The sequence below is a fragment of the Proteiniclasticum sp. genome, assembly GCF_032054185.1.
Lineage (GTDB): Bacteria > Bacillota > Clostridia > Clostridiales > Clostridiaceae > Proteiniclasticum.
This window is the reverse complement of the sequence record NZ_DAMBTF010000006.1, coordinates 53788-78024: the sequence shown is the minus strand read 5'-3', so window position 1 is coordinate 78024 and position 24237 is coordinate 53788. Positions and strand designations below refer to the sequence as shown.

Below are 24237 nucleotides of genomic sequence, written 5' to 3'. Positions count from 1 at the left end.
AGAGAAGGCTATGAAAGGTAGAATACATTCAATAGAAAGCATGGGCCTCGTAGATGGACCTGGAATCAGAACCGTTGTATTTCTGCAGGGCTGCAAATTGAGATGTCTCTACTGTCATAACCCGGATACCTGGATGATGGGCGGCGGAGATCAGGTGGAAGCCTCTGATCTTGTCAGGAAAATCGGAAGATACAGACCCTATTTTGAAAAGTCAGGAGGAGGGGTTACATTCTCCGGAGGAGAACCCCTTCTGCAGCCTGAATTCCTCCTGGAGAGTCTTAAGCTCTGCAGGGAAAAAGGGATCCACACAGCGCTTGATACTGCTGGATATGGTTTCGGTGAGTATGATGAGATTCTTCAGTATACAGATCTTGTTCTCTTTGACATCAAACATGAGGATCCAAAGCAGTATCTGTTTGTTACAGGACAGAAAGAAGACAAATCCGCAAGATTTCTTGATGCTATACAGAAAGCAGGAACAAAGATGTGGGTAAGACATGTTGTTGTACCGGGTATAACAGATGGTGAAGATCATATCCGAAATCTTGCAAAGAAAATCAGAGAGCTGAAAAATGTTGTCAAGGTTGAGCTTCTTCCTTATCACACAATGGGTGAAAACAAGTATGAAGTCATGAATATGAAGTACAAGCTGGAAGGTGTTGAACCAATGGACCGCAGCCGAAATGCCGAACTTATGCAGCTTCTTCTTCAGGAACTTGGAGAAGGCTTCTGTGAAAGAAAAGAAGAGGGCAAAGAGGAAACCTATATACAGAGAATCGGATAATAGAATTTCAGGATGATAAGGGTGTAAAATCTTTATCATCCTTTTTTGCGAAGCGGTTAAGGCGAACTGTAATATGGTAGGTAAAAAGAAATGCTCTTTATGAAATCTAAGTTGGAAATTGAATACTTTCGTGAAAAAGTATAATATATGTATATAAACGTGGACGTAAGTCTTGGTATTAAAACCATTTATTTTATGAAGAAAGATATATTCTTCAGGCTATACACAAAAAGAAGATATAATGAGTTTTCTTGATGAAGCGGGTACTTTTGTTTTAGTTTCAAAGGAAATCACTAAAACCTCAGGGAATATCTATGCTGGTTTTAATGGCTGAAGTTTTCAATAACGGGATGAGAGCATTTAAAGGCAGGCAGCTTTTATACGTGCACATTCATCAAACAGCAATATCATAATCGCGGGTTTTCAAGGCAGGTGTCCGATATATGGTAAAAGTGATAGAACTGTTTTGATTCACATAACACTAGATTGTATCAATAATTCAAGTGAGGTTTTTATGAAGAAATATTTGATCATAACGATTACGTTAGCTATGTTTTTCTCGATGTTCGGGTGCGATTCAAATAATGAGATTTCATTATCTCCTGAACAGCAAATTTCATTATCATCTGAACAACAAAAGGCTGTCAATAACAGTATAGACTTTATTAAAAACTCAGAGTTTGCTTCAAAAGACCGTATAGAGACAAACATTATAACAATAAAAAATGCAGATGAAAAAACATGGGAGTCTGTCTATTCAGAAGACTCTATAGCAGATAAAAATGCAGTTGATTCGACTGACTGGATTATTACTATCGGTGATAGGTCAGGCCACGACTTTGCGGTGATTGTTTGTGATAGTGATACCTTAGAAGTTATTGGATACATGCCGATACAATAGGATTATGTATTGAATTATAGAGAACATCCTCGTGCTTAACATTCTTATTATGTGCATTTAGGGAACTTTCTTGTGAGTTACCTGAAATGTGCCGGAATCGACACTATCTTCAAACAGATATAAAAGAAAAGCGAAATGTAAAGGCACCAGACTGACGTCTGGTGCCTTAAGGGATTTTTACTCCTCAACCTCGAACTGGTCCTTGCCAACTCCGCAAAGTGGACATACCCAATCTTCAGGTAGATCTTCGAAGCTGGTTCCTGGTGCGATACCGTTGTCTTCATCGCCAACAGCTGGATCATAAACGTATCCGCATACCAAACAAACGTAACTCTTCATCATATTCCCTCCTATTTCAGTTAAAGTGTTATATAAACATAACCTAACTAGATTATAGAGGAGAAAACTACAGCTTTCAATAGATTTTGTGAGAATAGATATTTAATAAACCCCTCGAATGGGGTATACTTATTTATCGTGAGGTATTATGAATATGCAGTTAACAAACAAGACATCACTTGATAATCAGAAATTTTATAAGATATTATTAACCATTGCTGTCCCCATTATTGTACAGAATTTTCTATCTTCATCTCTTAATATGGTCGATAACCTGATGATCGGCAATCTGGGTGAAGAATCAATCGCCGCGGTCGGGCAGGCCAATCAGCTGTTCTTTCTGTTTTCGCTGATGTCCTTTGGACTGAACAGCGGTGGATCGATTTTTTTCTCTCAGTTTCATGGCAGCCAGGACTATAAGACATTCAAGAAGTATATGGGTATTACGATGCTGCTGGGCAGTCTTATTGCGATTCTGTTTACATTTATCGCTGTTGTGATTCCAGAAAGGGTAATGAGTCTGTACTCAGATGATCCTCTGGTTCTTCAGGAATCTGTAAACTATCTTCGAATCGTGGGACTGAGCTATGTGATCAGTAATCTGTCCATGACTTTTATATTCTCGCTTCGAGCAACTTCCCAGGCTTTTGTTCCAATGCTCTCCAGCATCATTGGACTTGGTACAAACACAGTACTGAATTACTGTCTGATTAATGGAGCATTCGGATTTCCGAGACTGGAAGTGAGAGGCGCCGCCATAGCCACGCTGATTGCCAGAGTAATCGAATTTTCAATTCTGTTTTATATTGTATTCATCAAGAAGAACATTCTGAATGCGACGTTCAAGGAAATCTCATCATTCAGGAAACCGAATATATCCAAGTACCTGCTTGTTGCAGCCCCGGTTATTCTGAATGAAACCTTCTGGTCGCTGGGCATCATGGTCTATAACTTTTCCTATTCCAAGCTTGGTGTGTCCTCGTTTGCGGCAATTCAGATTCAGAATACCATAACACAGCTGTTCTATGTGTTTTCGTTTGGTATCTGCAATGCTGCTGCAATCATAACAGGCAATCTTATTGGCAGAGGGGAGACTGAAACCTTGAAGGTCTACGCTCGAAAAATCATTAAGCTGACGTTCCTTATCGGTGTAGGTACAGCACTGCTCCTTGTTCTGGCAAAAACACCGATTCTCTCGCTCTACAAGCTTGAGGAATCTACTCGAATTACGACCTCTAAACTTCTGACTCTGATTGCCTTTATCGTCCCGATCAGATTCATCAATGTACTCTTTGTCGTCGGACTATTCCGAGGAGGTGGAGATACCCGGTATTCTCTCTTTGCAGAAACCACCAGTTTATGGCTTGTGGGTGTGCCTATGGTGTCACTGGCTGCATTATACTTCAGACTGCCGGTAGAATATGTGCTTTTGATCAGCTTTGCTGAGGAGCTTGTTAAGCTCATGATCTGCTATCCGAGGTATAGATCCCATAAATGGATCAGGAGTATAGTCTGACCCTTAAGGGATATGAAATCTTTGTAGTATAAATCTGAACCCTATATAATAAAAGCTCTTCATGATTCATCTTTGCGATGTTCATGAAGAGCTTTTATTTCTTGTATTATTTTATGTTTCCAAGCGCTTCAGAGAATGCATCAAGCATACTCAGTGAAGAATGAAGGGTGATATCGTTCCTGTCAATGACAGGATTGAACTCAACGAAGTCGATGCTTCCGACCTTACCTGTCTGGATAATGGACTGTACAAGTTTTTTGCTCTCATCGATTTCAAGACCTCCTGCAACTGGTGTTCCTGTACCGGGAACCAGCTGATCGTCAAGTGAATCGATATCATAGGAGAGATGGATTTTTTTGATTCCGCTGGCGCTGATCTTTGACAGCAGTTCATCTATGATCGTATCCATACCTCGCTGCCTGATATCGGTCATTCTCCAGATATTAATGCCATGTTCTTTGATGATGACTTCTTCGCCATCATCAACGCTTCTTAGACCGATGATGTAGATATTCTCAGGTTTGACTTTCTGTCCTTCATGGTAAAGGGATGTGAGTGAGATGTCTCCAAGACCTGCAGAAGCACCAAGAGGCATTCCGTGGATATTGCCTGAAGGTGAGGATTCCGTTACGTTCAGGTCTGCATGAGCATCAATCCAGATTACTGCAAAATCATCTTCTCTTGCGGATTTGACTCCAGCAAGGGAGCCAAGACCAAGAGAATGATCGCCGCCCACAACAAAAGGAAGACCTCCTTTATTGATTGCGCCTTCAACAGCCTTTGCCAGGCGTACATTGCCTTCAACTACTTCATTAAGATATTTCATGGATTTGTGACTTGCATACTTCTTATCCGTATCCACCTGCGTTACTTCTATATTACCGTTGTCATTTACTTCATTCGTGTACTTTTTCAGGATATCAACGATACCATTTTCTCTCAGTTTATCTGGTCCATGTTCAACACCAGGTCTGTCGCAACCATAAAACATGGGAAAACCAATCAGTTCTATTTTCATTTATGCACCTCCGTTTAAATTCAATTCATTATATATCATACACAATAGGAATACCACGATTTACAAGAAAAAATCTTTATACAGAAAACTGTATAAATCTGCAGTTCGCAAGGGTTCCCGGGTATCTTTCACTGCTTTTCAATCGCTCTATAGGGTGAAAAGATAACCGGAATCTGAAGGAACAGTTTCAGTATAGAATGAAATCATAAAGTCCATATTAACTGGTTGAATATTTTTTCTGAAAATAGGACGAAGTATGTGATATTTTATCAGACTTTTAAAAGTCCGTTCATAAACTTCAGTTATAATGAATAAAAATTCAATAAGGAGATTATTATGAAACTGAAGAATGTAAAAATTTCGATCATCGGAGCCGGTTTTGTAGGCGCCACTACAACATATGCGCTCATGCTCGGAGGATTATGCGAAGAGCTTGTGATAGTAGATATCAATAAAGATAAGGCAATCGGAGAAGCCATGGATATTTCTCATGGCGCAGCATTTGTTAAGCCGGTGAAAGTGATTTCAGGCACTTATGAGGACACCAAAGACTCGGATATCGTCATCATAACAGCTGGAGCAGCTCAGAAGCCGGGTGAAAGCAGACTTGATCTTGTCAATAAAAATATCAGTATATTCAAGTCGCTCATCCCTGAAATCGTAAAATACAGTCCGGACAGTATACTGCTTGTTGTCTCAAACCCTGTTGATATTCTTTCTTATGTAACCTATAAGCTTTCAGGATTCCCTAGGGAAAGAGTTATCGGATCAGGAACTGTACTTGATACATCGAGATTCAGAACACTTCTTGCCGAGTATCTTGACGTGGATGCAAGAAGTATTCATGGATATATTATAGGAGAACATGGAGATTCAGAAATCGCTGCATGGTCCCTGACCAATATTGCAGGTGTGAATCTTGAGGAATATGTCCGTATTACGGAGCAAGGGAAGGGAGATCTTTCTTTTATGGAATACATCCCGATGAGCGTGAAAAATGCTGCATATGAAATGATCAATACCAAAGGGTATACAAATTACGCCATTGCACTTGCTGTAAGAAGGATATGTGAAGCGATTACCGGTGATGAGAAAGCCATACTTACCGTATCATCATTAATGGATGGAGAATACGGCCTCAATGGCCTCTATATCGGGATACCTTCAGTTGTAGGAAAAGAAGGTATAAGGAAAGTCATTGAAGTTCCACTCACAGATAAAGAGAGAGAGGATTTCATATCATCTGCGAAGAAGATGAAGGAGATTATCGACGATTCCGCACTCTGATCGGATATTTTCATGGCTGGTATGCCTATGATGAAACTATGACTTTTTCAAAGGATTCTTCTGAGGTATAATGGAGTCATAAGAGAAGCGCTTAAATGCGCAGGAAGGGGTACTACATGTTTGTTTACAATCAGGAAGTTGAGCGGGTTAACTGTGATGAGGGAGTATATCGTAAGATACTTTCTTACAATGAAGATATGATGATGTGTGAGATTGAATTTAAAAGGGGTGCCGTAGGCGCAAGACATGCTCATCCGCATCTGCAGGTAACATATATCATCAGGGGATCATTTGAGTTCACTATAGGAGATGAGACAAAAGTTGTGAAAGCAGGAGACAGTCTTCTTATGCCACCAGATGTTCCTCATGGAACTCTTGCGCTGGAAGATGGAATGCTTGTGGATGTCTTCAGTCCCATGAGAGAAGATTTCCTTAAATAGGATAGTAAGAAATAATAGCCGCTGCAGAATTCTGCAGCGGCTATTAGGATTTTTAGAAAGTTACACTGTTTACAATGAATTCCGGCATGATGTCAAGACTGTATTCTATGTTGCCGATGGCGCTCAGAAAACCTGTCATGAATGACTGTCTTAAAATGTAGAACAGATTTCCCTGAAGACCCAGCTCTTCAAAATATCTTCCATGGATATCTCTTACATTATGCCAGACGAGGTGGTTCTCGTCTGTTTCAGCCAGAACATTGATTTTGTCGCAGGGCATGCCATCAAGAAGAAGCGCATTCAGATATCCGTAAAGTTCCTGACCGTTGCTGAAATGAATCTCTCCCTTCAATGATTCACCTACTCTTCTGCCATACTCGGCATAAGCTAAAATAAGCGTTTCTTCATCACTGGTTTCAATAATTTTACCTGCGAGTGCAGCCAGTCTCTTTTCGTTTCCGATGACATGTGATTCAAGCCATCCGTGAATATTGTCATGATCAATCTGATTTTCAAGGGCTTCTTCACTGGTACGTTCACCGTAGTGTTCTGTGTTTTCACGATCCAGATCCTGCAGGCTGAACATGTCGATGAGATATCTTTCAAGATTCTCCTGAATCCTGATACGGTTATGCTGCATAAAATGTATTGGTGCTATTTTTTCTTTCATAATTTCCTCCCCTTAATGTTTACTTCCTCAACATACTACATATTGCTTAAACTTTGTATGACTTAAATCAAATTTCACGGATTTTCTGAGAGAAACTGAGAGTCAGTGTGATACACGTTTGACAGGTGAAGAAAAGAATGCTCCGGAAATGATGAAAAAAGACGAGAAATATTGTATACTTCTTTAAGTGATTAAATTGGAATAGGTGATAAGATGAGATTAAGAAAAAAGTGGTGGGCTCGTCCAGAAATGGAAAAGGACAGCAAAGCAGTAATTGACCCATATGCCGTAAAAGGCCGATGGAGAGAAAATTTCGGTAATGATAATCCGATTCATCTGGAGCTTGGCTGCGGAAAGGGACAGTTTATTACAACCCTTGCTGAAAAGAATCCAGACATAAACTATATTGCCATTGATCTGAAAGATGAGGTTCTGGTATTTGTTCTGAGAAAACTGAACGAAATGGAACTGACCAACGTCAGGATTATTCCGATGTTCATTGAAAGAGTTGATGAGATTTTTGAAAAAGATGAGATTTCCAAAATCTATATCAATTTCTGCAATCCATGGCCGAAGGTTTCTCACAATAAGAGAAGACTGACTCACCCGAGATTCCTGACAAAATATAAAAGATTCATTCAGCCTGGAACTGAAGTCTGGTTCAAGACAGATGACGACGATCTTTTTGAAGCATCTCTCGAGTACTTTGAAGAAGAGAACTTCGAGGAACTGTACAGGAACTGGGACCTTTCCGAAAGTGACTTTAAAGATAATGTCCGAACGGAATATGAAGAGAAGTTCAGTGCGTTTGGTGTGAAGATAAAGTTTGGTATCTTCAGATATAGAGAGGAGAGGATAGAATCATGATGGATATCGCAGAGATCAAAACGGATCTGACGAATTTTATTCGCGGGTTCTATAGAGATTCCGAAGTCCGTCATCTGGATGTTCCTGCAGGGGAGGTTGAACTGAGATTCAGTCTGGATGAAGAAGAGAGAAAAAATGTGCTCATTTTCTTTGAAGACAACATCAGTGTATTCAATGACTTCACTGAAGAGACAAGAACGGATATCCTCGAGATTGCAGAGATATTTATCCGATTTGATGAGGACGGACTATATTTCGGAAAGTCAAAGTATGATTTTGCAGCATCCAATGCAGCTGCATACTATGTACTCAACCGTTATCTCGACGACATGGTTGAAGAGCTACCGGTAAAACTGAAGATTTACCAGGAAAACTATCTCTATCAGTAAATGACAACAGGAGAAAAACCCTTCACCTGATTCTTATAGCCATATGGCTTAAGAACAGGTGAAGGGTTCTGTTTTACTGATAATATTTAAAATATTTTACTGGCTTCTTCCATAACCCTTGCATAGTCAGGCTCTGTTCCGATTTCAGGGAGATATTCCACATAGGTGATTTTTTCATCCCGGTCAACGACAAATACTGCTCTAGCGAGGATTGCGAGTTCTTCCACATAGGTTCCTGTGATTTCACCGAAAATACGGAATTTATGGTCGGACATCATGCGGATAAAGTCTCCGGCATTTTCCTTGACCCATCTTGCCTGTGTAAAGGGCAGATCCATTGACACTCCATAAACCTTCATATCCGGAAAAGATTCCAGCTGATCGTTGAATGTCAGGAGTTCAAGTGAACAGACAGAGGTGTCGACAGAAGGAAATGTGAGAATCACCTTAGGACCTTTAATATCCTTTGATTCAACATCACTTAATGTTGTGTCTGTAAGCGTGAAATCCGGTAAAGTATCACCGATTTCAAGCTGCGTTCCATAAAGATGAACTTCATTTCCACCAAAAGTAAATTTCATAATCGTATCACTCCTTTGTATTGTCAATGAAATTTAACGATAAACTTTTCTTCCAGGAACTCAGGGACATAGGATTCTTTGGATTTTCGGAGGCCAGGAATACCCATATCCTGTTCTCGATTGGTGAATGCTATTCCTTCACCGAAATACTCCATAGATGTCTTTGCCAGAAAAGCATAGAGACCGCTGATGCTGCGATCCGCTTTCTCGATATGGTTAAGGATGACTTTTTCATTCAGGATTTCCAGTAAGGAAAAACCTTGGCAGTGGTCATCGACAAAAACCGATATTCCAACGAGATTAAAGAATTCCTGATGAGTGATCAGCTCCTTTATTCCGGCAAATTCATGGGCAAGAGCAGGTGTTTTGTCACTTGCCTCGTACCATTTTTCTGCTAGAGCAATACACTCTTCCTTGGATTCCTGTATATGTTTAATAGTATATTCGTTGTATCTTATAAAATTATTAAAATGGTTTCGTTTACTGTGAAGCGCTTTACCGCTGAAAGAACTCATTTTCTCTACAGTATAGATATATTCGGCATTGTCCCTGTCCGAAACATATTCGATATTGTAGCCCAATCTTTCCAGAAGCTCAATCTGTGTTTTGTCAGCATCCTTCAGTTCTCTATCCATGCCCATTGCATCCATCTCATGAAGAAGAAGATCATAAGCGGCTTTCCCGTCTTCTTCATTCTTCAATATCGGGGGAATAAAGTAGGGAACACCGTTTTTTTCTTTCATTATATATAGTGCTTTGTCTGAATGATGAAGCTTTATGTTCTGTGCATTACGCCAGATATAAAGATTTGTGAAGTTGTAGGTAGAGGCGATAAAAGGATAAGGGGTCAAAAAATCATCAAAGATTTTTTTGCTTTCCATTTCAAGTGGTTCAAAGTGCATGATATCTTTTCTCCTAAGTCTTTTTATTTATTCCTGATATTGTAAACTATCTCCAGCTCTTTATCATACATTTCAAAGAACTGATCTTTCAGCTTCATTGCTTCGTGTATTTCAAAGTGCAGATCATGGGAGGAGATGAGGTTAAGCCTTACTCGTTCATTCAGCAGCTCGATATGATCAAGATGCACCTTTTTCTTATTTGAACGAAGCAGAATCTCTGAAATGCTTAAACAGATGCCGATATCATATACCATTTCGAGGTCCATTCGGTTGATCAGCTGGCCATACTGCAGCAGTGGTGTCTCTTTCGAAAGTCCATTGGAAAAAGTGGCAGCCAGTGATGACATGATGATCTGTCTGTGATCAAGACCGTTGATTTCAGAATTGGAAATGATGTAGAAATTATGCCTGTCATGATTATAGTACCTTATGGACAGGCCAACATCTCGTAACTTAGAGCTGACCTTGATGATGTCACCCACATTTTCCCAGTCCTTATGAAGTCCTCTGAAGGCGAGATAAATTTCCTGTGTAAGCTGATATAGGTTTTCCGCTCTTGTTTTATCCACGTTATGTCTGCTGAGGATATTGCTGATGGATCGGTCCAGCATGTCCTCCATCTTACCATATTGTCTGGTCATATAGTCGAACAGGTAGCCTTCCCGAATTCCGGATCCGCTCACTCTGATATTCTGGATTTCTGTTATCCTCAAAAGTGCATCAAGTATGCTTAATGCTGCGGGGAGAATATCTGCTCTTTCTTTATCCAGACCTTCTATGGCATACCTCTGTTTCAGGTTTTTGATGATGATATTTTTGTACATCGTATGGATATCCAGATCCTGCATGGTGTATTCGTGGATGATGTCCACGGGGTAACGTCTCTTTTTCCGGTCGATTTTGCTGATGGCTCTGGCTGAACCGCCGAGAATAATCATTTCATTGATGCTGCTGTCCTTAAGCCAATCCACCTGCCCGATTTCGTTCTCCAGAAAGATATCCATTGCCACATGGTCATCTTTGGTAACCTGGCTTTCCAGTCTGAAACGTTCAGTCAGGGATAATGTTCCCAGCGGGAGGAGATGACTGTTAACGAGCTTACCGTCTCTGATCAGTGCCAGCTGAGTGGAAACACCGCTGATGTCTACAACCAGTGCATTTGTCAGTTTCATGGTATTTGACAGCGCAAGAATATCGTAATGCAGCTCTTCTTCGCTGTTGAGCTCAGTGACTTTAATGTTCAGCTCTTTCTCCAGTCTTTCACGGATTTCTTTTCTGTTTTTAATACGTAGAAAAAACTCCGACAGAATGATGTGGATGTTTGTGGCATCCACTGAGTCTGAGAATTCTTTGAAATAACTCAGTATGGTGATGAGAGAGATAATTTTGTCTTCTGTAATGATGAATTCTTCATCTGTGTTTTTACCAAGCTTCAAATCCTCCTTGTAAGATTCAAGCAGTCTGTAGCTTCTGTCGTCGTTGAGTTCCCACAGTGCATATCTTGTGGTATTCCCGCCGACGTAAATCAGTCCTAATTTCTCCATTGATATTACCTCACTTATTTCAAGTAGTCTCATTATACTACAAAGACGTCGATTCTGAACACGGCTTCGTATGAAGAATCTTGCTATGGACTCCCTTAAAACTCTGTAGTAAAATAGATTAGATATAGATGAAGGTAACTGATATTTTTTATATCAGAATCGCGTGAGGAGGAAGAATATTGGATTATAAAGATTTGATAGCAGGTAAGATCAGCAGTTTGCTGGAAATAGAGAAGGATGAAGTTTCAAGACTTCTTGAGATTCCGCCTAAACAGGAAATGGGCGACTATGCATTTCCCTGTTTTCAGCTGGCAAAAACCCTGAGAAAAGCACCCAATATGATTGCAAATGAGCTTAAGGACAAACTTGAAATCTCGGAGATTGAAAGAATTGAAGTACTGGGACCATATGTCAACTTCTTCCTGAATAAGAGTGTTTTTCTTGAAGGCGTAGTGAAAGAGATACTGTGCAGTGAAGATGAATACGGCAGATCTGATATGGGTGAGGGTAAAACCGTAATCGTGGAATACTCATCACCGAACATAGCAAAACCGTTCCATGTCGGGCATCTTTTTACAACAGTTATCGGAAATTCATTAAGCAGAATTTATAAATTTCAGGGATACAACACAGTCAGAATCAATCATCTTGGAGACTGGGGAACACAGTTCGGAAAACTGATTTCCGGGTATGAAAGATGGGTGGATAAAGAAAAACTGAAGACGTCACCTATTGAGGAACTGAACAGAATCTATGTGAAATTCCATGAAGAAGCGGAAAATGATAAGAGTCTAGATGATGAAGCAAGACAGCACTTTAAAAATCTTGAGGATGGAAAGGAATATGAGTACAATCTCTGGAAAGAATTCAGAGAGCTTTCCCTCATGGTCTTCGATAGGGTATACAAGGAACTGGGTGTTGAATTCGATTCCTATGCAGGAGAGAGCTTCTATGGGGATAAGATGGATGAGGTTGTGGATATTCTGAATGACAAGGGCATCCTGACAGAGAGCAACGGCGCAAAGGTCGTCATGCTCGATGAATACAACATGCCGCCCACAATAATCAAAAAGGCTGACGGTGCCACCATCTATGCAACAAGAGATCTTGCTGCAGCGATCTACAGAAAAAGAACCTATGATTTCCACAAGAATATCTATGTTGTGGGTACGCCTCAGGCGCTTCATTTCAAGCAGGTGTTCAAGACACTTTCACTGGCAGGGTTTGAGTGGGCAGATGACTGTGTGCATGTAGGGTTTGGACTCGTCAAATTCCCGGGCAAGATGATGTCATCAAGAAAAGGCGATGTCGTTCTTCTTGATGACCTGCTGAAGGAAGCTGTAGTTACAGCGGAAAAGATCATACATGATAAGAATCCTAACCTTGCAGATCGTGAATCTGTTGCAAGAAAGGTGGGTATCGGTGCCATCATTTTCACCTATCTCAAGAATTCCAGAGAAAAAGACATCATATTCGACTGGGACGAAATTCTTTCCTTTGACGGAGAAACAGGACCCTATGTTCAGTACACCTATGCAAGGGCGAAAAGCATCCTGAGAAAGAATCAGCTGCCTGAAACAGCGGATCTTACCCTTCTGAGCAATCAGGAAGAATTTGAACTGTCCAAGACACTTGAAGGTTTCGGTAATGCAGTGAAGCAGGCGATGGACAAATATGAACCATCTGTGCTCACCAGATATGTGCTTCAGGTTGCCAAGGACTTCAACAAGTTCTACAACAACTGTCCGATCAATTCAGCCGAGGAAAACCTGAAAAAGGCAAGGCTCAATCTTGTGCTGGCCACGACCATTGTGATCAGAAATGCGCTCAATCTTCTGGGCATCGAGACTGTGGAAGAAATGTAGAAAATCATAAACAGATATCTTAGGATTGGTACAGTTCCTTCGGGAATTATGCCAATCCTTTTTTATTGCAGATATACTAGGAGGTATGGGCGATCTGAAAAACGATCGGGAATATGAGTAACATTTATGGAGGTAGACATGAAATTTGATCCTATGCACTTGCCCTACGCAAGCAGAAGAATCCCCTTAAGCGGAAAAAATGGTGTGGTTGCCACTTCAAATGCTCTGGCAGCAGATGCCGGACTTGAGATTCTGAAGAAAGGAGGCAACGCTGTTGATGCAGCCATTGCCACAGCAGCCTGCCTTACAGTCGTAGAACCAACAGCCAACGGAATCGGTTCGGACAATTTCACTCTGATCTGGATGAAGGACAAGCTATATGGTCTGAACAGCAATGGACCTTCTCCATCAGGCATCACACTGGATGAGGTGAAGACGAATCATGAATCCATGCCCACTCACGGCTGGATTCCTGTTACCGTACCTGGAACACCCAGGGGGTGGGCAGAACTGAGCAGAAGATTCGGCAGCCTTACGCTTCTGGAGTGTCTTCTTCCGGCTATAAAGCTTGCGGAAGAGGGATTCCCTGTTGCCGCTAATGTCGCTCATGCCTGGCAGAGCGCGTATAGGAAATATAAGGAAATCTTCAGTGACAGACCGGAGTATGAAGAGTGGTTTAATACCTTCACCTTTGACGGAAAACCACCGGAAGCTTTCCAGATCATCACCCTTCCAAATCATGGAAAAACCCTCCGAAAGATCGGCGAGTCCATGGGGGAGGCTTTTTACAAAGGCAGTCTCGCTGATGAAATGGAAAATGATTCGGTGAAACATGGCGGATATCTGAGGAAAAAAGATCTTGAAGGATTTATGTCTGAATGGGTAACACCTTTATCTGTCCCATACAGAAATCATAAGGTCGTTGAGCTTCCGCCAAGCGGTCAGGGAATGGTTGCGCTCATGGCGCTGAATACTCTCGGAAACTTCGAAGTCACGGAGCGGGATGAAATCTACTATCACAGATCGATGGAAGCCATGAAGATGGCGTTTGCAGACGGACTTCACCACATCACCGACCCTAAGGAGATGAAATTCTCACCGGAAGATTTATTAACCCCGCAATTCGGGAAAAGAAGAGCATCAATGATTACGGATGAGGTACAGATCTTCACCCACGAAGACCCATTTCACAGCGGTACGGTGTATCTTTCCTGTGCGGATCGTGAAGGAAACATGGTCTCCATGATTCAGTCAAACTATATGGGATTCGGCAGCGGCATAGTGGTAAAAGGGACAGGAATATCACTTCAGAACAGAGGTGCAGACTTCAGACTTGATGAAACTCATGTAAACTGCCTGGCACCTGGAAAGAGGACCTATCATACGATCATTCCGGGAATGCTCATGAAGGATGAAAAATGCATCGGGGTATTTGGGGTCATGGGCGGCTATATGCAGCCTCAGGGTCATCTGCAGGTTATCAGCTCGCTTCTTGATTTTGAGCTTAATCCTCAGGCGGCTCTAGACTGCCCCAGGTGGCAGTGGACGAAGGAAAAGTCCATCATAGTGGAGAATACCTTCGATGAGCACATCCTCGGTAAACTGAAGGAAATGGGTCATGAGATCACTGTATCAGAGGACAGCGGCAGCTTCGGACGGGGGCAGATGATTTTAAGACTTGAAAACGGCGCTTATGTTGCCGGTACTGAGACCAGAACGGATGGAAATATTGCCGTCTTTTAACTTCAGATAATGGCAGGAAACAGATATTCTGTTTTCTGCCTTTTTTCTTTAAAAATAGATATATTAATGATAGACTTATGTGATATAATGAATCCTGCAAGTCAGAATCAATTCACATATGAGGTAAAAAGAATGATTGAAGTTAAAAATCTTACCAAAGAATTCAAAATGAATAAAAAGTACCCTGGATTTTCAGGTGCCATAAAATCATTTTTTTCCAAGGAATATACCATCACGAAAGCTGTAGATGATGTGAGTTTTCAGATTGATGAAGGGGAGATTGTAGGATACATCGGAGCCAATGGTGCCGGAAAATCGACAACCATAAAAATGATGACGGGTATTCTTACACCCACTTCCGGAGAAGTAGTCGTCAACGGAGTAGTTCCGTACGAGGACAGACAGAAGAATGCCATGGATATCGGAGTGGTTTTCGGTCAGAAAACCCAGCTCTGGTGGGATCTTCCGCTTTCTGAGACGTTCACGCTTCTTAGGGACATCTATGAGGTGAATCAGAAGGATTTCGAAAGGCAGATGGACTTTCTCAATGAAGTTCTTGAGCTGAAGGATTTCATGCTCAGTCCCGTAAGAACGCTGTCCCTTGGTCAGAGAATGAGAGGGGACCTTGCAGCTGCCCTCATCCATAATCCGAAGATCATCTATCTTGATGAACCCACTATCGGACTAGATATCGTCGTCAAGGAAAATGTGCGTAAGGCCATCAGGAAAATCAATGAAACCTACGGTACGACAATTATACTGACCACCCATGACCTGATGGACATAGAAGAGCTCTCAAGCCGCATCATCATCATCGACAAGGGCAAAATGCTCTACGACGGAAATGTGAAACATATCAAGGAAACCTACGGTTATATGTCTGACATCGATATCGTTGCCTCAGGCGTCATCAACCCGGACGATGTGCAGTTCATCAAGGCGCTGGATGAAAAGTTCATCTCTTTCCAGACTGAAGAGAACAGACTGACGGTTCAGTTCAATAAAAATCATACGTCAACAACAGAAATCACCAAGAGACTGATGGGAAAGCTGGATATTACAGACTTCACCATACACGAACCTTCAATAGAGGACATCGTGAAGAAGATCTACAGAAATGAGGTGTGATGATTGAGAAGGATAAAAGCTTATCTGCCGTTCACCTTGAATACGTTCCAGATGCTCCTTTCTTATAAGGCGAATGTCATCATTTTTATGCTTGGAGAGTGGCTGATGCTTACAGTATCATTTTTTCTCTGGAAAGCCATATTCTCCAGTTCTCCAGATAAGGTGATCAACGGATTCACCCTGAATGAAATGATCATGTATATCATCATTTCATTCCTTACAACGCTGATGACTTCTGTGGATATTTCCTTTGATATTGCAAGAGAGGTCAAAGACGGATCCATTGCCATTAATCTGATCAGACCGATCAGCTACGAAAAAAGGATGCTCTTTCAGGCTCTGGGCGGAGTACTCTATAATTTTGTGATCATTTTTGTTGCGGCATTTACTGTAGTCAATCTGATTTTTTACTCTACAACGGGATTCACCAGCGATGTCAACATTCCACTATATATGCTGAGCATGATGATGGGGATAGTCATCAACTTTTATTTCAGCTACACCTTCGGACTTCTCTCTTTCAAGATCACGAATATGTGGGGAATGAGCCAGATTATGGGTGCCGTCACACAGCTTCTTTCCGGTGCGCTGATTCCCATCGTTTTCTTTCCTGAGATTTTCAGAAAAGTCATCACGATTCTGCCCTTCAGTTCCATCGTATATACCCCTACGATGATCTATCTCGGGAAAATCAGTGGTTCAGAAGCCTACAATGCTTTAATGCTTCAGTTTGTCTGGATCATTGTCATGATCGTGATTTCAAGATTCATGTGGAAGACACTCGTCAAGTCACTGAGCATACTGGGAGGTTGAGCATGACTAAATATATCAGACTCTATAATCAGTTTCTCAAACAGTACATCAAATCACTGATCGAATATCGTGCGGATTTCGTTTTCGGACTGGTGGGCTTTCTTTTTGTTCAGCTCACAGGTGTAATTTTCATACGGCTTATTTTCAGCAGCATACCTTCGCTGGATGGATGGAGTTTCCATGAAGTGCTGTTCATCTATGGGCTTGCACAGGTACCCAGAGGAATAGATCATGTTTTTACCGACAATCTCTGGCTCCTCAGCGGAAGGATCATCCTTCAAGGCGGCTTTGACAAGTATCTTCTCAGACCCCTCAATCCGCTCTTTCATCTTCTGGCAGAGCGCTTTCAGCCGGACGGGTTTGGAGAAATCATCATCGGAGCCATACTGATGATAACAGCTGGAAGAACTCTGGATCTTAAATGGAGTTTTCCAAGCATTCTGATCCTTCTTTCAACAATACTTTTTGCGACACTGATCTATACTGCAATCAAACTTGCTGTTGCCAGCATTTCTTTCTGGATCAAATTTGCCCAGTCCTATCTGTATATGACCTACCAGCTCAGCTCATTTACAAAGTATCCGCTTTCCATCTATCCTAAGGCGGTTAAGTTCATACTGACCTTTATTATTCCCTTCGCATTTACAGGATACTTTCCCGGTGCTTATTTTCTGGGAAGAGAAAATTTCTTCGATGGGATTCTTCTGACGCACGTCATCAGTGTAGTCAGTATCTTTCTGGCCTATTACATCTGGATCCAGGGAATAAAGAAATATGAGAGCTCAGGTTCATAAAAAAAGAGATAGGATTCTATCTCTTTTTTGTTTGCCTGGATCCAAAGATGATATGAGGCGGAAAATAACAAGAAATGGATAATAAAAATATATCGAAGCAGTTGAAAATTCTTATGGTAGAGGAAGAGATAATCATAGACATGGAAATCTGATTTATGGTGGAGCGATTTATGTTTTCGGGATGAGATGATGACAAATGTCACTACTTTAGAATGTCGAAATTCCTTATACTGAACTCAAGAGGTGAAAATAAATGATACTACAGGCAGAAAATGTAATTAAAAGATATCAGAATCAGCTGGCACTTGATTATTTCTCCATGTCGATCAATGAAGGAGAAGTGATCGGCCTGCTGGGACCTAATGGAGCGGGAAAGACAACATTCATCAAAACGCTCATTGGACTTCTCTCGATAGACGAAGGTGAAATCAATGTATTTGGCATAAAACAGGATGGAAAGAACAAGGACATCAGAAGACAGATCGGATATGTCACGCAGGAAATCACCATATATGAGGAAATGACCGCCAAGGAGAATCTGGCATTCTTCGGAAGCCTTTACGGGCTGAAGAAGGAAAAGCTGGACAGAAGAATTCTTGAAGTTGCTGAAATCATAGGACTGAAAGATAAGCTGAACCAGAAAGCGGGTCATTTTTCAGGCGGAATGAAGAGACGACTGAATATCGGATGTGCTCTGCTTCATGAGCCGAAACTTCTGATACTGGACGAACCGACTGTCGGAATCGATCCGCAGTCGAGAAACTATATACTGGAGTTTGTCAGAAAAGCCCATGAAACGGGAATGACCATTCTCTATACTTCTCATTATATTGAAGAAGTTGAAGCGGTGGCTTCCCGGGTACTCATCATGGATCAGGGACATCCTATTGCAGAAGGTACCCTCAGAGAGCTTATTGAAAGAATAAAGGGAGATTCCCATCTGCTCATTGATGTCCGCATCGGAAGTGAGGAAGTGAGGGAGAAACTGCAGGCGCTGCCGGATGTCAAAGAGGTGGCCCTTAATGACAACCAGTACCACGTCATCGTACCCGGAGGCGTTATTGTCATAGACAGAATCATACCCATTCTTTCCTCCCAGGGTATTGTGAACATCAATTCAAAGCAGCCTAATCTTGAGGATGTCTTCCTGACTTTAACGGGTAAACAGCTGCGGGATGAGGTGTAGCTATGCTGAAATTTTACTTTGTACGGGCATCAAGAGACATATTCGGTCATGGAATTCTAATTGTGCTTCCTGTAATTCTCATCGCTTTCTTCAATTTCATCTACAGGGACAATGGGCTCATATCGGATATCAACGGCAATGCCAGTCCTTTCATTACTGTTCTCACCATCGGTTTTGCGCTGACATTCCAGATCTATGGAGGAGTGCTCAGCTATGAAAACATAGCCACAGACTTCTACTCTCCGATGCAGGGCAGACTTCTGGCATCTCCCAAGGAGCCGAGCAGTCTTATCCTTTCCATTGTTTCCACAAGCATTGTCATCAGTTTTATGCAGACGCTGGTTGTCCTGCTGTTTTCTATATTCGTGCTGAATGCTGTGATCCCATCGATTCTGGTTGTCCTGGCTGTGATGATTGTATCCATTATTGTGAACCAGCTCATCGGTACTTTTATTATTCTTTCGACGGGGAAAGTGAAGACTGCAACCGCTGTAATGACTGTATACGCAATCGTGGCACCTATGATTACTGGGCTTTATTTTCCGCTCCCGGACAATACATTCTTCGACTTGATGAAAAAATACCTTACCCCAATGGCACTTGCAAATACCGCCATATTCGGTGCAATGGAAAAAGACCTTGGCAAACTGCTGACAGGTGTACTTCCTCTTATTCTCATCAGCATGTTGCTGTATATGGCGATCAGACCTCTAAGCAGGAAGGTGAATAAAAGATGATATTTAGTTATGCGATAAAAGAAAGTTTCAGACAGCCGATCAACATCATACTTATTTTTTTGCTGCCCGCGGCGGTTCTTTTCATCCCTGCAAGCGAATACGGTTTTTCTCAGGGGGTAAGTCTTGTAGGTATGGTTATTCTTTACTCTGGATATCTTCTTTCAAGACCCGTAGTCGAAGACAGGATGAAAGGGATATCTGTCAGAATCGAAGCGAGTCCCATATCACGGCTAAAGTATCTCAGCAGTCATCTCGCTGCGTATTTTCTGATTCTGATGATCCAGAGCCTGATCTTCATTCTTGGAACCTTTGTACTTCATGGTGAAGCGACATTCGGTCAGCCGATGCTCTATTCGCTCTATCTCTCCTTTGCGGTGATGACTCTTTCACTGACCCTTGCCTGGAGTTCATTTTTCAGGAACTTCAATCTTTCCTTCGGACTATTTTCAGGATTGGGTTCGGTCATGTGTCTTGTTAGCGGCATATCGATCCCCCTTAACTTTCTGCCGGACAAACTCATACCTTTCATCAGGGTGCTGCCCACTTACTGGCTGCCTTATGGACTGGACGCTGTATATCGGGGAGAAAGAAATGGATTTCTGATTGCTCATGCGGTACTATTGATTTATGCAGGTATATTCCTCTTGATCGGAAGCAAAAGGAGAAATTGACATGAGAAGAAAACCCATGGAATTCAGCCCCAGAATGGTCTATATGGCATTTATGCTTATTCTGTTTCTGGCGCTGCTGTTCTTCTTTGTAAAAGGAAGATCTCCATGGGTATTTCTTCTTTTTCTTATGTCTGTTTTCAGTATCCTTATACGGTGGAGGTTTTCCATAAAAGAATACATGATGATGTATGATGTCAGTCTGTACATCGTGCTGTCGCTTCTTTATCCTGGTGAGAGCATATTTCTTACTCTTCCAGTCTTCTACTTCACCTATCACGGCAGGTTTCTTTTTGCGATGTATCCCTTGAGTTTCGGCCTGTATTTCAGCAGAGGTAGTGAAAGTCTTTTCTATACATGGGTACTTCTCATTGGCATAACCCTCTATCTGTGGGAGAGAGAAAGCAGAAAATATCGGGAGAATGCGGATCAGTTGAGGAACAGAATCTACCAGCTGGAGGAAACGGAGGCAACCCTTCTTCTTGATTATCAGGATACAGAAAGAATGAGCAGGCTTGCAGAAAGACAGAGAATCGCTGAAATTCTTCATGACAATCTGGGACATGAGCTTACGGCCGCCCACCTGTCTCTGAAAGCGGCTGACACAATTATTCAAAGTGAAGATACACCCGCAAAAGTTCCCATCAGAAAATCTTTGGAAAGGCTTGAGAAAAGCCTCACACAGCTGAAAGAATCAGTCAGGCAGCTTGAACCGGAAAAGGATAATCTCAGTCTGAATTTTGAGGAGCTGACGGACAGATTTCCTGTTCCTGTCAAAATGGAAATAGAGGGAGATGTACGGCAGCTCAAACCGTACGTCAGGCAGCTTCTTCATATGTCTCTAAAAGAAGCTCTGACAAATGTCACCAAACATGCCCATCCGAGTCTAGTGGAAATCGGTCTTGAAGTTACGGATAACATTGCGAGGCTTACGGTTAAAAATGACGGTGTTTATGAGGAACGGTCAATACATTCCGGAAACGGAATACGGTATATGAGAAAGCGTCTGGAGGCGGTCCATGGTAGTCTGAGCACGCAGAAAGGGAAAGATGACTTTCTTCTTATAGTCATAATACCTTTACAGAAGGGGTGATGAAATGATTAAAATCGTGATTGTAGACGATGATGAACTCGTTATAGAAAGTCTTAAGATCATACTGGATTATGATGAGGATTTCGAGGTCATCGGTACAGCAGGGAATGGAGAAGAAGCGGTGGCATTGATGAAAGAACTGGAACCGGATATTGTTCTGATGGATATCCAGATGCCTAAAATGAACGGAATCGCAGCAGCTGAGAAGATCATCCAAGCTCATGAGAAGACAAGGGTCATCATGCTGACTACATTTCATGATTATCAGAATATCCATTTATCCCTTAAAGCTGGTGCTTCAGGTTATCTTCTGAAGTCAGATGACACACAGAAACAGAAAATGACCATTAAAGCAGTTCATTCAGGACTGCCTATAATCAGCGAGGAAGCTCTGAAGGGGTTCAGAGAAGAGACACAGGAAAGTCTTCTGACATCCAGAGAACGTGATATTCTTGAACTTGTCGCCAACGGGTTCTCCAACAGAGAGATTGCCGAACGGCTCTTCCTCGGTGAAGGTACTGTTCGAAACACACTTTCCGTGATTCTTGAAAAACTTCAGCTGAGGGACAGGACCCAAGTAGCGATCTATTACTGGCAGACAAAGACTGGACACATAAATCAGTGAGAGAATACCTCCTTAGATAGCGAACATTTCTTTCGTAATTCCAGTAAATTATACGTTAAAGGGTTAACGAATTTAAAAAATAAGGGTAAAGACCTTAAAATATCAGCTGGTCATAGAAGTTACTTTATTTATTAAAGTGATATTTTCATGGAAAGATCAAAATACGAACATATGATGCCTGTTGTGCTTTAGATTATTATTCTGTAATCGTTATATCTCACGTAATCTTAAGTGAAATGTACTGATTTAAAATTATCCTTAGAAGTTGTTTCGAAACAATTTACGGCAGGTTTTCCCTGTGTTAATCTTTTTTCATTAATGAAAAAAACAGATGAAAAGGAAGAGGTGCCAGACATGAGAAAAGATCTGATCTACACGTTTAAGAAAGAGGACCTGAATAAAGAGAATTTAATACAGAAACTGAAGGAGCATCCTGAAATCCGATTTGTCTCCCTGGCTGCAGTGGATCTCATCGGCCATGAAACAGATACCAAAATACCGGCCAGTCTGTTCATTGACAACATAGAAACCTATCTGCACGGATTTGCCGCTCAGACTGACGGATCTTCTGTATTCCTTCCGAAAATCGCCACACTCAACAATGCCAAAGTGGATATGAAAGCAGATACTGATGTGTGCTGGTTTGTCGAGTATAACGTTGATCTGAAAGATGCTGAGACGGAAAAACCTGTAGGAACCCTGAAAATCCCTTGCTATCTCTATCATGACGGCATTCCTGTGGACTCTAGACATATTCTTACAGAAGCTGAGAAGAGTTTCACTGAGAATCTGCTCAAAGCATTCAGAGAGAGTGAAAACCTGAAGAGAGAATTCGGTTTCTCTGCAGATGATATCGATAAAGTGGAAATCACTTCAGCAACAGAGCTCGAATTCTGGGTGAAGTCACCCAGTGCATCTTCTGATATTGACGCGCTCAGCACGTCACAGGAACTGAAGGAACAGTACTGGAGCAAAACCAGAGGAGCCGTGAGAAGTGCTGTGGAGGAAACTCTGATTCTTATGGAACTCTATGGCATCGAACCTGAAATGGGGCATAAGGAAGTTGGCGGAGTCAGAGCGAAGCTGAATGACGACGGAAGATTTGAAGGGGTCCTTGAACAGCTGGAGATCGACTGGAAGTATTCAAGCCCTAAGCAGACAGGTGATTATGAGCTATTTGTGAGAAATCTTGTCAGAGAAGTCTTTATCCGATACAGACTGGAGGTCACTTTCCTTGCGAAGCCTCTGGACAGGATTGCAGGAAGCGGCGAACATACCCATATCAGCGCGCTGGTGAAGCTTAAAGACGGAAGACGCGTCAATCTTTTCAACACCACACAGAAGGATTTCATGAGCTCAATCGGTTATGGTTCGCTCATGGGCATCCTGAAAAACTATGAAGTGATCAATCCGTTCGTCACTTCTTCAAATGAGGCATTCAAGAGACTGAAGAAAGGTTATGAAGCGCCGATCTCCATCGTATCTTCACTGGGTTATCAGCCGGATATTCCTTCACGTAACCGTACAATTCTTATCGGTCTCATCAGAGATGAGAACAGTCCGATGGCGACAAGATTTGAACTGAGAGCACCGAATCCTCATACCAATACCTTCCTCTGCATATCATCGCTTCTTATGGCCATGACTGACGGTATAGAGTATGCCAAAGACAGATCCTGTGCAGAGCTTCTGAAAGAGCTGTCAAAGGAACCTGGTGATGATGCGGAATACCTTGAAAAGGAAAGGGCTTACAGGACAGAAAAGGATGTCTATGACGATTTCAGTGATGAGGACAGAGAAAGATTTTTTGGAATCGCACCCGAAACTGTCTATGAAAATATTCGGGCATTTTCACAGTATCCTGAAAAGGTGGCGGTTCTGAAAAGAGACGACGTATTCAGCGAAAAAATCATTGACAGCTATGAAGACGGACTTCTTTATAAATGGTATACAGAAATCGACCACAGAATCATTCCGAATTTTGTCAGCGAAATCAGAAGCTTCAAGAAGTTTCATAAAGACGGAGAATTTCTGGATGACCGCGCAAACTGGGATAAAGTGGAGAGACTGAAAATCGCCCTGATGAAAAACACAGACAAAGGCAAAGGAATTTTCAACTATATGAGACATGCCATTCTGAAGCATGATTATGATACTTTGAGCGATTCTCAGAAGCTGATGTATGAAAAGATGAATGAGCTGAGACTGGCTTACAAGGAGTACAAGAATAATCTTCTGGATCTCCTCTAAGAGCAGAAAAAGGCAGGAACTGAGTGAATCTTCAGTTCCTGCCTTTTAAACTGATGAAATAACGTGGAGTTAACAAAAGCGGTAAGGTTATTTGATA

24 protein-coding genes are annotated in these 24237 nt (G+C 41.8%); 18 read left to right on the top strand and 6 right to left on the bottom strand.

Features of this window, described 5'->3' with window-relative positions; all coding sequences use genetic code 11:
- Positions 1-10 precede the first annotated feature (10 nt).
- Entirely contained in the window at positions 11-784 is a 774-nt protein-coding gene (pflA, locus tag RTX25_RS04875) for a pyruvate formate-lyase-activating protein (RefSeq protein WP_312651180.1), read from the top strand.
- 514 nt (positions 785-1298) lie between these two features.
- Complete coding sequence (locus tag RTX25_RS04870; protein ID WP_312651177.1) at positions 1299-1685, top strand: hypothetical protein; 387 nt, start codon at positions 1299-1301, stop codon at positions 1683-1685.
- Positions 1686-1862: 177 nt separating this feature from the next.
- Here the strand turns inward: RTX25_RS04870 and rd are convergent, their stop codons facing one another.
- The gene (gene rd / locus RTX25_RS04865; protein ID WP_207598402.1) at positions 1863-2024 is read right to left on the bottom strand and encodes a rubredoxin; all 162 of its coding nucleotides are present in this window, start codon (positions 2022-2024) and stop codon (positions 1863-1865) included.
- Between the two features lie 148 nt (positions 2025-2172).
- Here rd and RTX25_RS04860 point away from each other — a divergent pair, with 148 nt between their 5' ends.
- Positions 2173-3540: an MATE family efflux transporter gene (locus RTX25_RS04860; protein ID WP_312651174.1), complete on the top strand. Its 1368-nt coding sequence runs from the start codon at positions 2173-2175 to the stop codon at positions 3538-3540.
- 106 nt (positions 3541-3646) lie between these two features.
- Here the strand turns inward: RTX25_RS04860 and rocF are convergent, their stop codons facing one another.
- Positions 3647-4558, bottom strand: coding sequence for an arginase (gene rocF / locus RTX25_RS04855; protein WP_312651171.1), 912 nt, complete (start codon positions 4556-4558; stop codon positions 3647-3649).
- Between the two features lie 336 nt (positions 4559-4894).
- Between rocF and RTX25_RS04850 the strand changes: the two genes are divergently transcribed.
- Together RTX25_RS04850 and RTX25_RS04845 are read left to right on the top strand one after the other, a co-directional pair.
- A complete protein-coding gene (locus RTX25_RS04850) occupies positions 4895-5845 on the top strand; it encodes an L-lactate dehydrogenase (protein ID WP_312651168.1) in 951 nt (316 codons plus the stop codon).
- 116 nt (positions 5846-5961) lie between these two features.
- A complete protein-coding gene (locus tag RTX25_RS04845) occupies positions 5962-6285 on the top strand; it encodes a cupin domain-containing protein (RefSeq protein WP_312651165.1) in 324 nt (107 codons plus the stop codon).
- A 52-nt stretch (positions 6286-6337) separates the two neighbouring features.
- On the opposite strand, the gene RTX25_RS04840 is transcribed toward RTX25_RS04845, so the two are convergent.
- Positions 6338-6955, bottom strand: a complete 618-nt coding sequence (locus RTX25_RS04840) for a hypothetical protein (protein WP_312651162.1) — start codon at positions 6953-6955, stop codon at positions 6338-6340.
- 213 nt (positions 6956-7168) lie between these two features.
- Between RTX25_RS04840 and trmB the strand changes: the two genes are divergently transcribed.
- The gene (gene trmB, locus RTX25_RS04835) at positions 7169-7822 is read left to right on the top strand and encodes a tRNA (guanosine(46)-N7)-methyltransferase TrmB (protein ID WP_312651159.1); all 654 of its coding nucleotides are present in this window, start codon (positions 7169-7171) and stop codon (positions 7820-7822) included.
- A complete protein-coding gene (locus tag RTX25_RS04830; protein ID WP_312651156.1) occupies positions 7819-8211 on the top strand; it encodes a hypothetical protein in 393 nt (130 codons plus the stop codon). The genes trmB and RTX25_RS04830 overlap by 4 nt, the downstream gene beginning before the upstream one ends.
- An 86-nt stretch (positions 8212-8297) precedes the next feature.
- On the opposite strand, the gene tpx is transcribed toward RTX25_RS04830, so the two are convergent.
- From tpx to RTX25_RS04815, 3 genes are read right to left on the bottom strand one after another with little or no spacing between them, the layout of a single operon-like run.
- Positions 8298-8792, bottom strand: a complete 495-nt coding sequence (tpx, locus tag RTX25_RS04825) for a thiol peroxidase (protein ID WP_312651153.1) — start codon at positions 8790-8792, stop codon at positions 8298-8300.
- A gap of 23 nt (positions 8793-8815) precedes the next feature.
- On the bottom strand, positions 8816-9694 hold the full coding sequence (locus RTX25_RS04820) for a phosphatidylglycerol lysyltransferase domain-containing protein (RefSeq protein ID WP_312651150.1): 879 nt from the start codon (positions 9692-9694) through the stop codon (positions 8816-8818).
- A gap of 23 nt (positions 9695-9717) precedes the next feature.
- Entirely contained in the window at positions 9718-11238 is a 1521-nt protein-coding gene (locus tag RTX25_RS04815) for a hypothetical protein (RefSeq protein WP_312651147.1), read from the bottom strand.
- Positions 11239-11417: 179 nt separating this feature from the next.
- Between RTX25_RS04815 and argS the strand changes: the two genes are divergently transcribed.
- The 11 genes from argS (at position 11418) to RTX25_RS04760 (ending at position 24140) form a co-directional block, all read left to right on the top strand.
- The gene (argS, locus tag RTX25_RS04810; RefSeq protein ID WP_312651144.1) at positions 11418-13103 is read left to right on the top strand and encodes an arginine--tRNA ligase; all 1686 of its coding nucleotides are present in this window, start codon (positions 11418-11420) and stop codon (positions 13101-13103) included.
- 138 nt (positions 13104-13241) lie between these two features.
- Positions 13242-14846 carry a gamma-glutamyltransferase family protein gene (locus RTX25_RS04805; protein ID WP_312651141.1) on the top strand — a complete coding sequence of 535 codons (1605 nt, stop codon included), beginning with the start codon at positions 13242-13244 and terminating at the stop codon, positions 14844-14846.
- Between the two features lie 132 nt (positions 14847-14978).
- The gene (locus tag RTX25_RS04800; protein ID WP_312651138.1) at positions 14979-15974 is read left to right on the top strand and encodes an ATP-binding cassette domain-containing protein; all 996 of its coding nucleotides are present in this window, start codon (positions 14979-14981) and stop codon (positions 15972-15974) included.
- Between the two features lie 3 nt (positions 15975-15977).
- Positions 15978-16787 (top strand): ABC-2 family transporter protein, encoded by an 810-nt coding sequence (locus RTX25_RS04795; protein WP_312651135.1) that lies wholly within the window; start codon positions 15978-15980, stop codon positions 16785-16787.
- 2 nt (positions 16788-16789) lie between these two features.
- The gene (locus RTX25_RS04790) at positions 16790-17581 is read left to right on the top strand and encodes an ABC-2 family transporter protein (RefSeq protein WP_312651132.1); all 792 of its coding nucleotides are present in this window, start codon (positions 16790-16792) and stop codon (positions 17579-17581) included.
- Positions 17582-17834: 253 nt separating this feature from the next.
- A complete protein-coding gene (locus tag RTX25_RS04785) occupies positions 17835-18767 on the top strand; it encodes an ABC transporter ATP-binding protein (protein WP_312651129.1) in 933 nt (310 codons plus the stop codon).
- 2 nt (positions 18768-18769) lie between these two features.
- On the top strand, positions 18770-19504 hold the full coding sequence (locus RTX25_RS04780) for an ABC transporter permease (protein WP_312651126.1): 735 nt from the start codon (positions 18770-18772) through the stop codon (positions 19502-19504).
- On the top strand, positions 19501-20175 hold the full coding sequence (locus RTX25_RS04775; RefSeq protein WP_312651123.1) for an ABC transporter permease: 675 nt from the start codon (positions 19501-19503) through the stop codon (positions 20173-20175). Before RTX25_RS04780 ends, RTX25_RS04775 begins: the two co-directional genes overlap by 4 nt.
- Before the next feature lies 1 nt (position 20176).
- The gene (locus RTX25_RS04770; protein ID WP_312651120.1) at positions 20177-21265 is read left to right on the top strand and encodes a histidine kinase; all 1089 of its coding nucleotides are present in this window, start codon (positions 20177-20179) and stop codon (positions 21263-21265) included.
- A gap of 4 nt (positions 21266-21269) precedes the next feature.
- A complete protein-coding gene (locus RTX25_RS04765) occupies positions 21270-21890 on the top strand; it encodes a response regulator transcription factor (RefSeq protein WP_312651117.1) in 621 nt (206 codons plus the stop codon).
- Positions 21891-22244: 354 nt separating this feature from the next.
- Positions 22245-24140 (top strand): glutamine synthetase, encoded by a 1896-nt coding sequence (locus tag RTX25_RS04760; protein ID WP_312651115.1) that lies wholly within the window; start codon positions 22245-22247, stop codon positions 24138-24140.
- Positions 24141-24237 lie beyond the last annotated feature (97 nt).

Coding starts and splice junctions, on each gene's coding strand:
- RTX25_RS04845 (WP_312651165.1), top strand. CDS start 5,962: ATGTTTGTTTACAATCAGGAAGTTGAGCGGGTTAACTGTGATGAGGGA.
- rocF (WP_312651171.1), bottom strand. CDS start 4,558: ATGAAAATAGAACTGATTGGTTTTCCCATGTTTTATGGTTGCGACAGA.
- RTX25_RS04820 (WP_312651150.1), bottom strand. CDS start 9,694: ATGCACTTTGAACCACTTGAAATGGAAAGCAAAAAAATCTTTGATGAT.
- RTX25_RS04805 (WP_312651141.1), top strand. CDS start 13,242: ATGAAATTTGATCCTATGCACTTGCCCTACGCAAGCAGAAGAATCCCC.
- tpx (WP_312651153.1), bottom strand. CDS start 8,792: ATGAAATTTACTTTTGGTGGAAATGAAGTTCATCTTTATGGAACGCAG.
- RTX25_RS04770 (WP_312651120.1), top strand. CDS start 20,177: ATGAGAAGAAAACCCATGGAATTCAGCCCCAGAATGGTCTATATGGCA.
- trmB (WP_312651159.1), top strand. CDS start 7,169: ATGAGATTAAGAAAAAAGTGGTGGGCTCGTCCAGAAATGGAAAAGGAC.
- RTX25_RS04860 (WP_312651174.1), top strand. CDS start 2,173: ATGAATATGCAGTTAACAAACAAGACATCACTTGATAATCAGAAATTT.
- RTX25_RS04760 (WP_312651115.1), top strand. CDS start 22,245: ATGAGAAAAGATCTGATCTACACGTTTAAGAAAGAGGACCTGAATAAA.
- RTX25_RS04840 (WP_312651162.1), bottom strand. CDS start 6,955: ATGAAAGAAAAAATAGCACCAATACATTTTATGCAGCATAACCGTATC.
- RTX25_RS04800 (WP_312651138.1), top strand. CDS start 14,979: ATGATTGAAGTTAAAAATCTTACCAAAGAATTCAAAATGAATAAAAAG.
- RTX25_RS04780 (WP_312651126.1), top strand. CDS start 18,770: ATGCTGAAATTTTACTTTGTACGGGCATCAAGAGACATATTCGGTCAT.
- RTX25_RS04790 (WP_312651132.1), top strand. CDS start 16,790: ATGACTAAATATATCAGACTCTATAATCAGTTTCTCAAACAGTACATC.
- RTX25_RS04785 (WP_312651129.1), top strand. CDS start 17,835: ATGATACTACAGGCAGAAAATGTAATTAAAAGATATCAGAATCAGCTG.
- pflA (WP_312651180.1), top strand. CDS start 11: ATGAAAGGTAGAATACATTCAATAGAAAGCATGGGCCTCGTAGATGGA.
- rd (WP_207598402.1), bottom strand. CDS start 2,024: ATGAAGAGTTACGTTTGTTTGGTATGCGGATACGTTTATGATCCAGCT.
- RTX25_RS04815 (WP_312651147.1), bottom strand. CDS start 11,238: ATGGAGAAATTAGGACTGATTTACGTCGGCGGGAATACCACAAGATAT.
- RTX25_RS04870 (WP_312651177.1), top strand. CDS start 1,299: ATGAAGAAATATTTGATCATAACGATTACGTTAGCTATGTTTTTCTCG.
- RTX25_RS04775 (WP_312651123.1), top strand. CDS start 19,501: ATGATATTTAGTTATGCGATAAAAGAAAGTTTCAGACAGCCGATCAAC.
- RTX25_RS04830 (WP_312651156.1), top strand. CDS start 7,819: ATGATGGATATCGCAGAGATCAAAACGGATCTGACGAATTTTATTCGC.
- RTX25_RS04850 (WP_312651168.1), top strand. CDS start 4,895: ATGAAACTGAAGAATGTAAAAATTTCGATCATCGGAGCCGGTTTTGTA.
- RTX25_RS04765 (WP_312651117.1), top strand. CDS start 21,270: ATGATTAAAATCGTGATTGTAGACGATGATGAACTCGTTATAGAAAGT.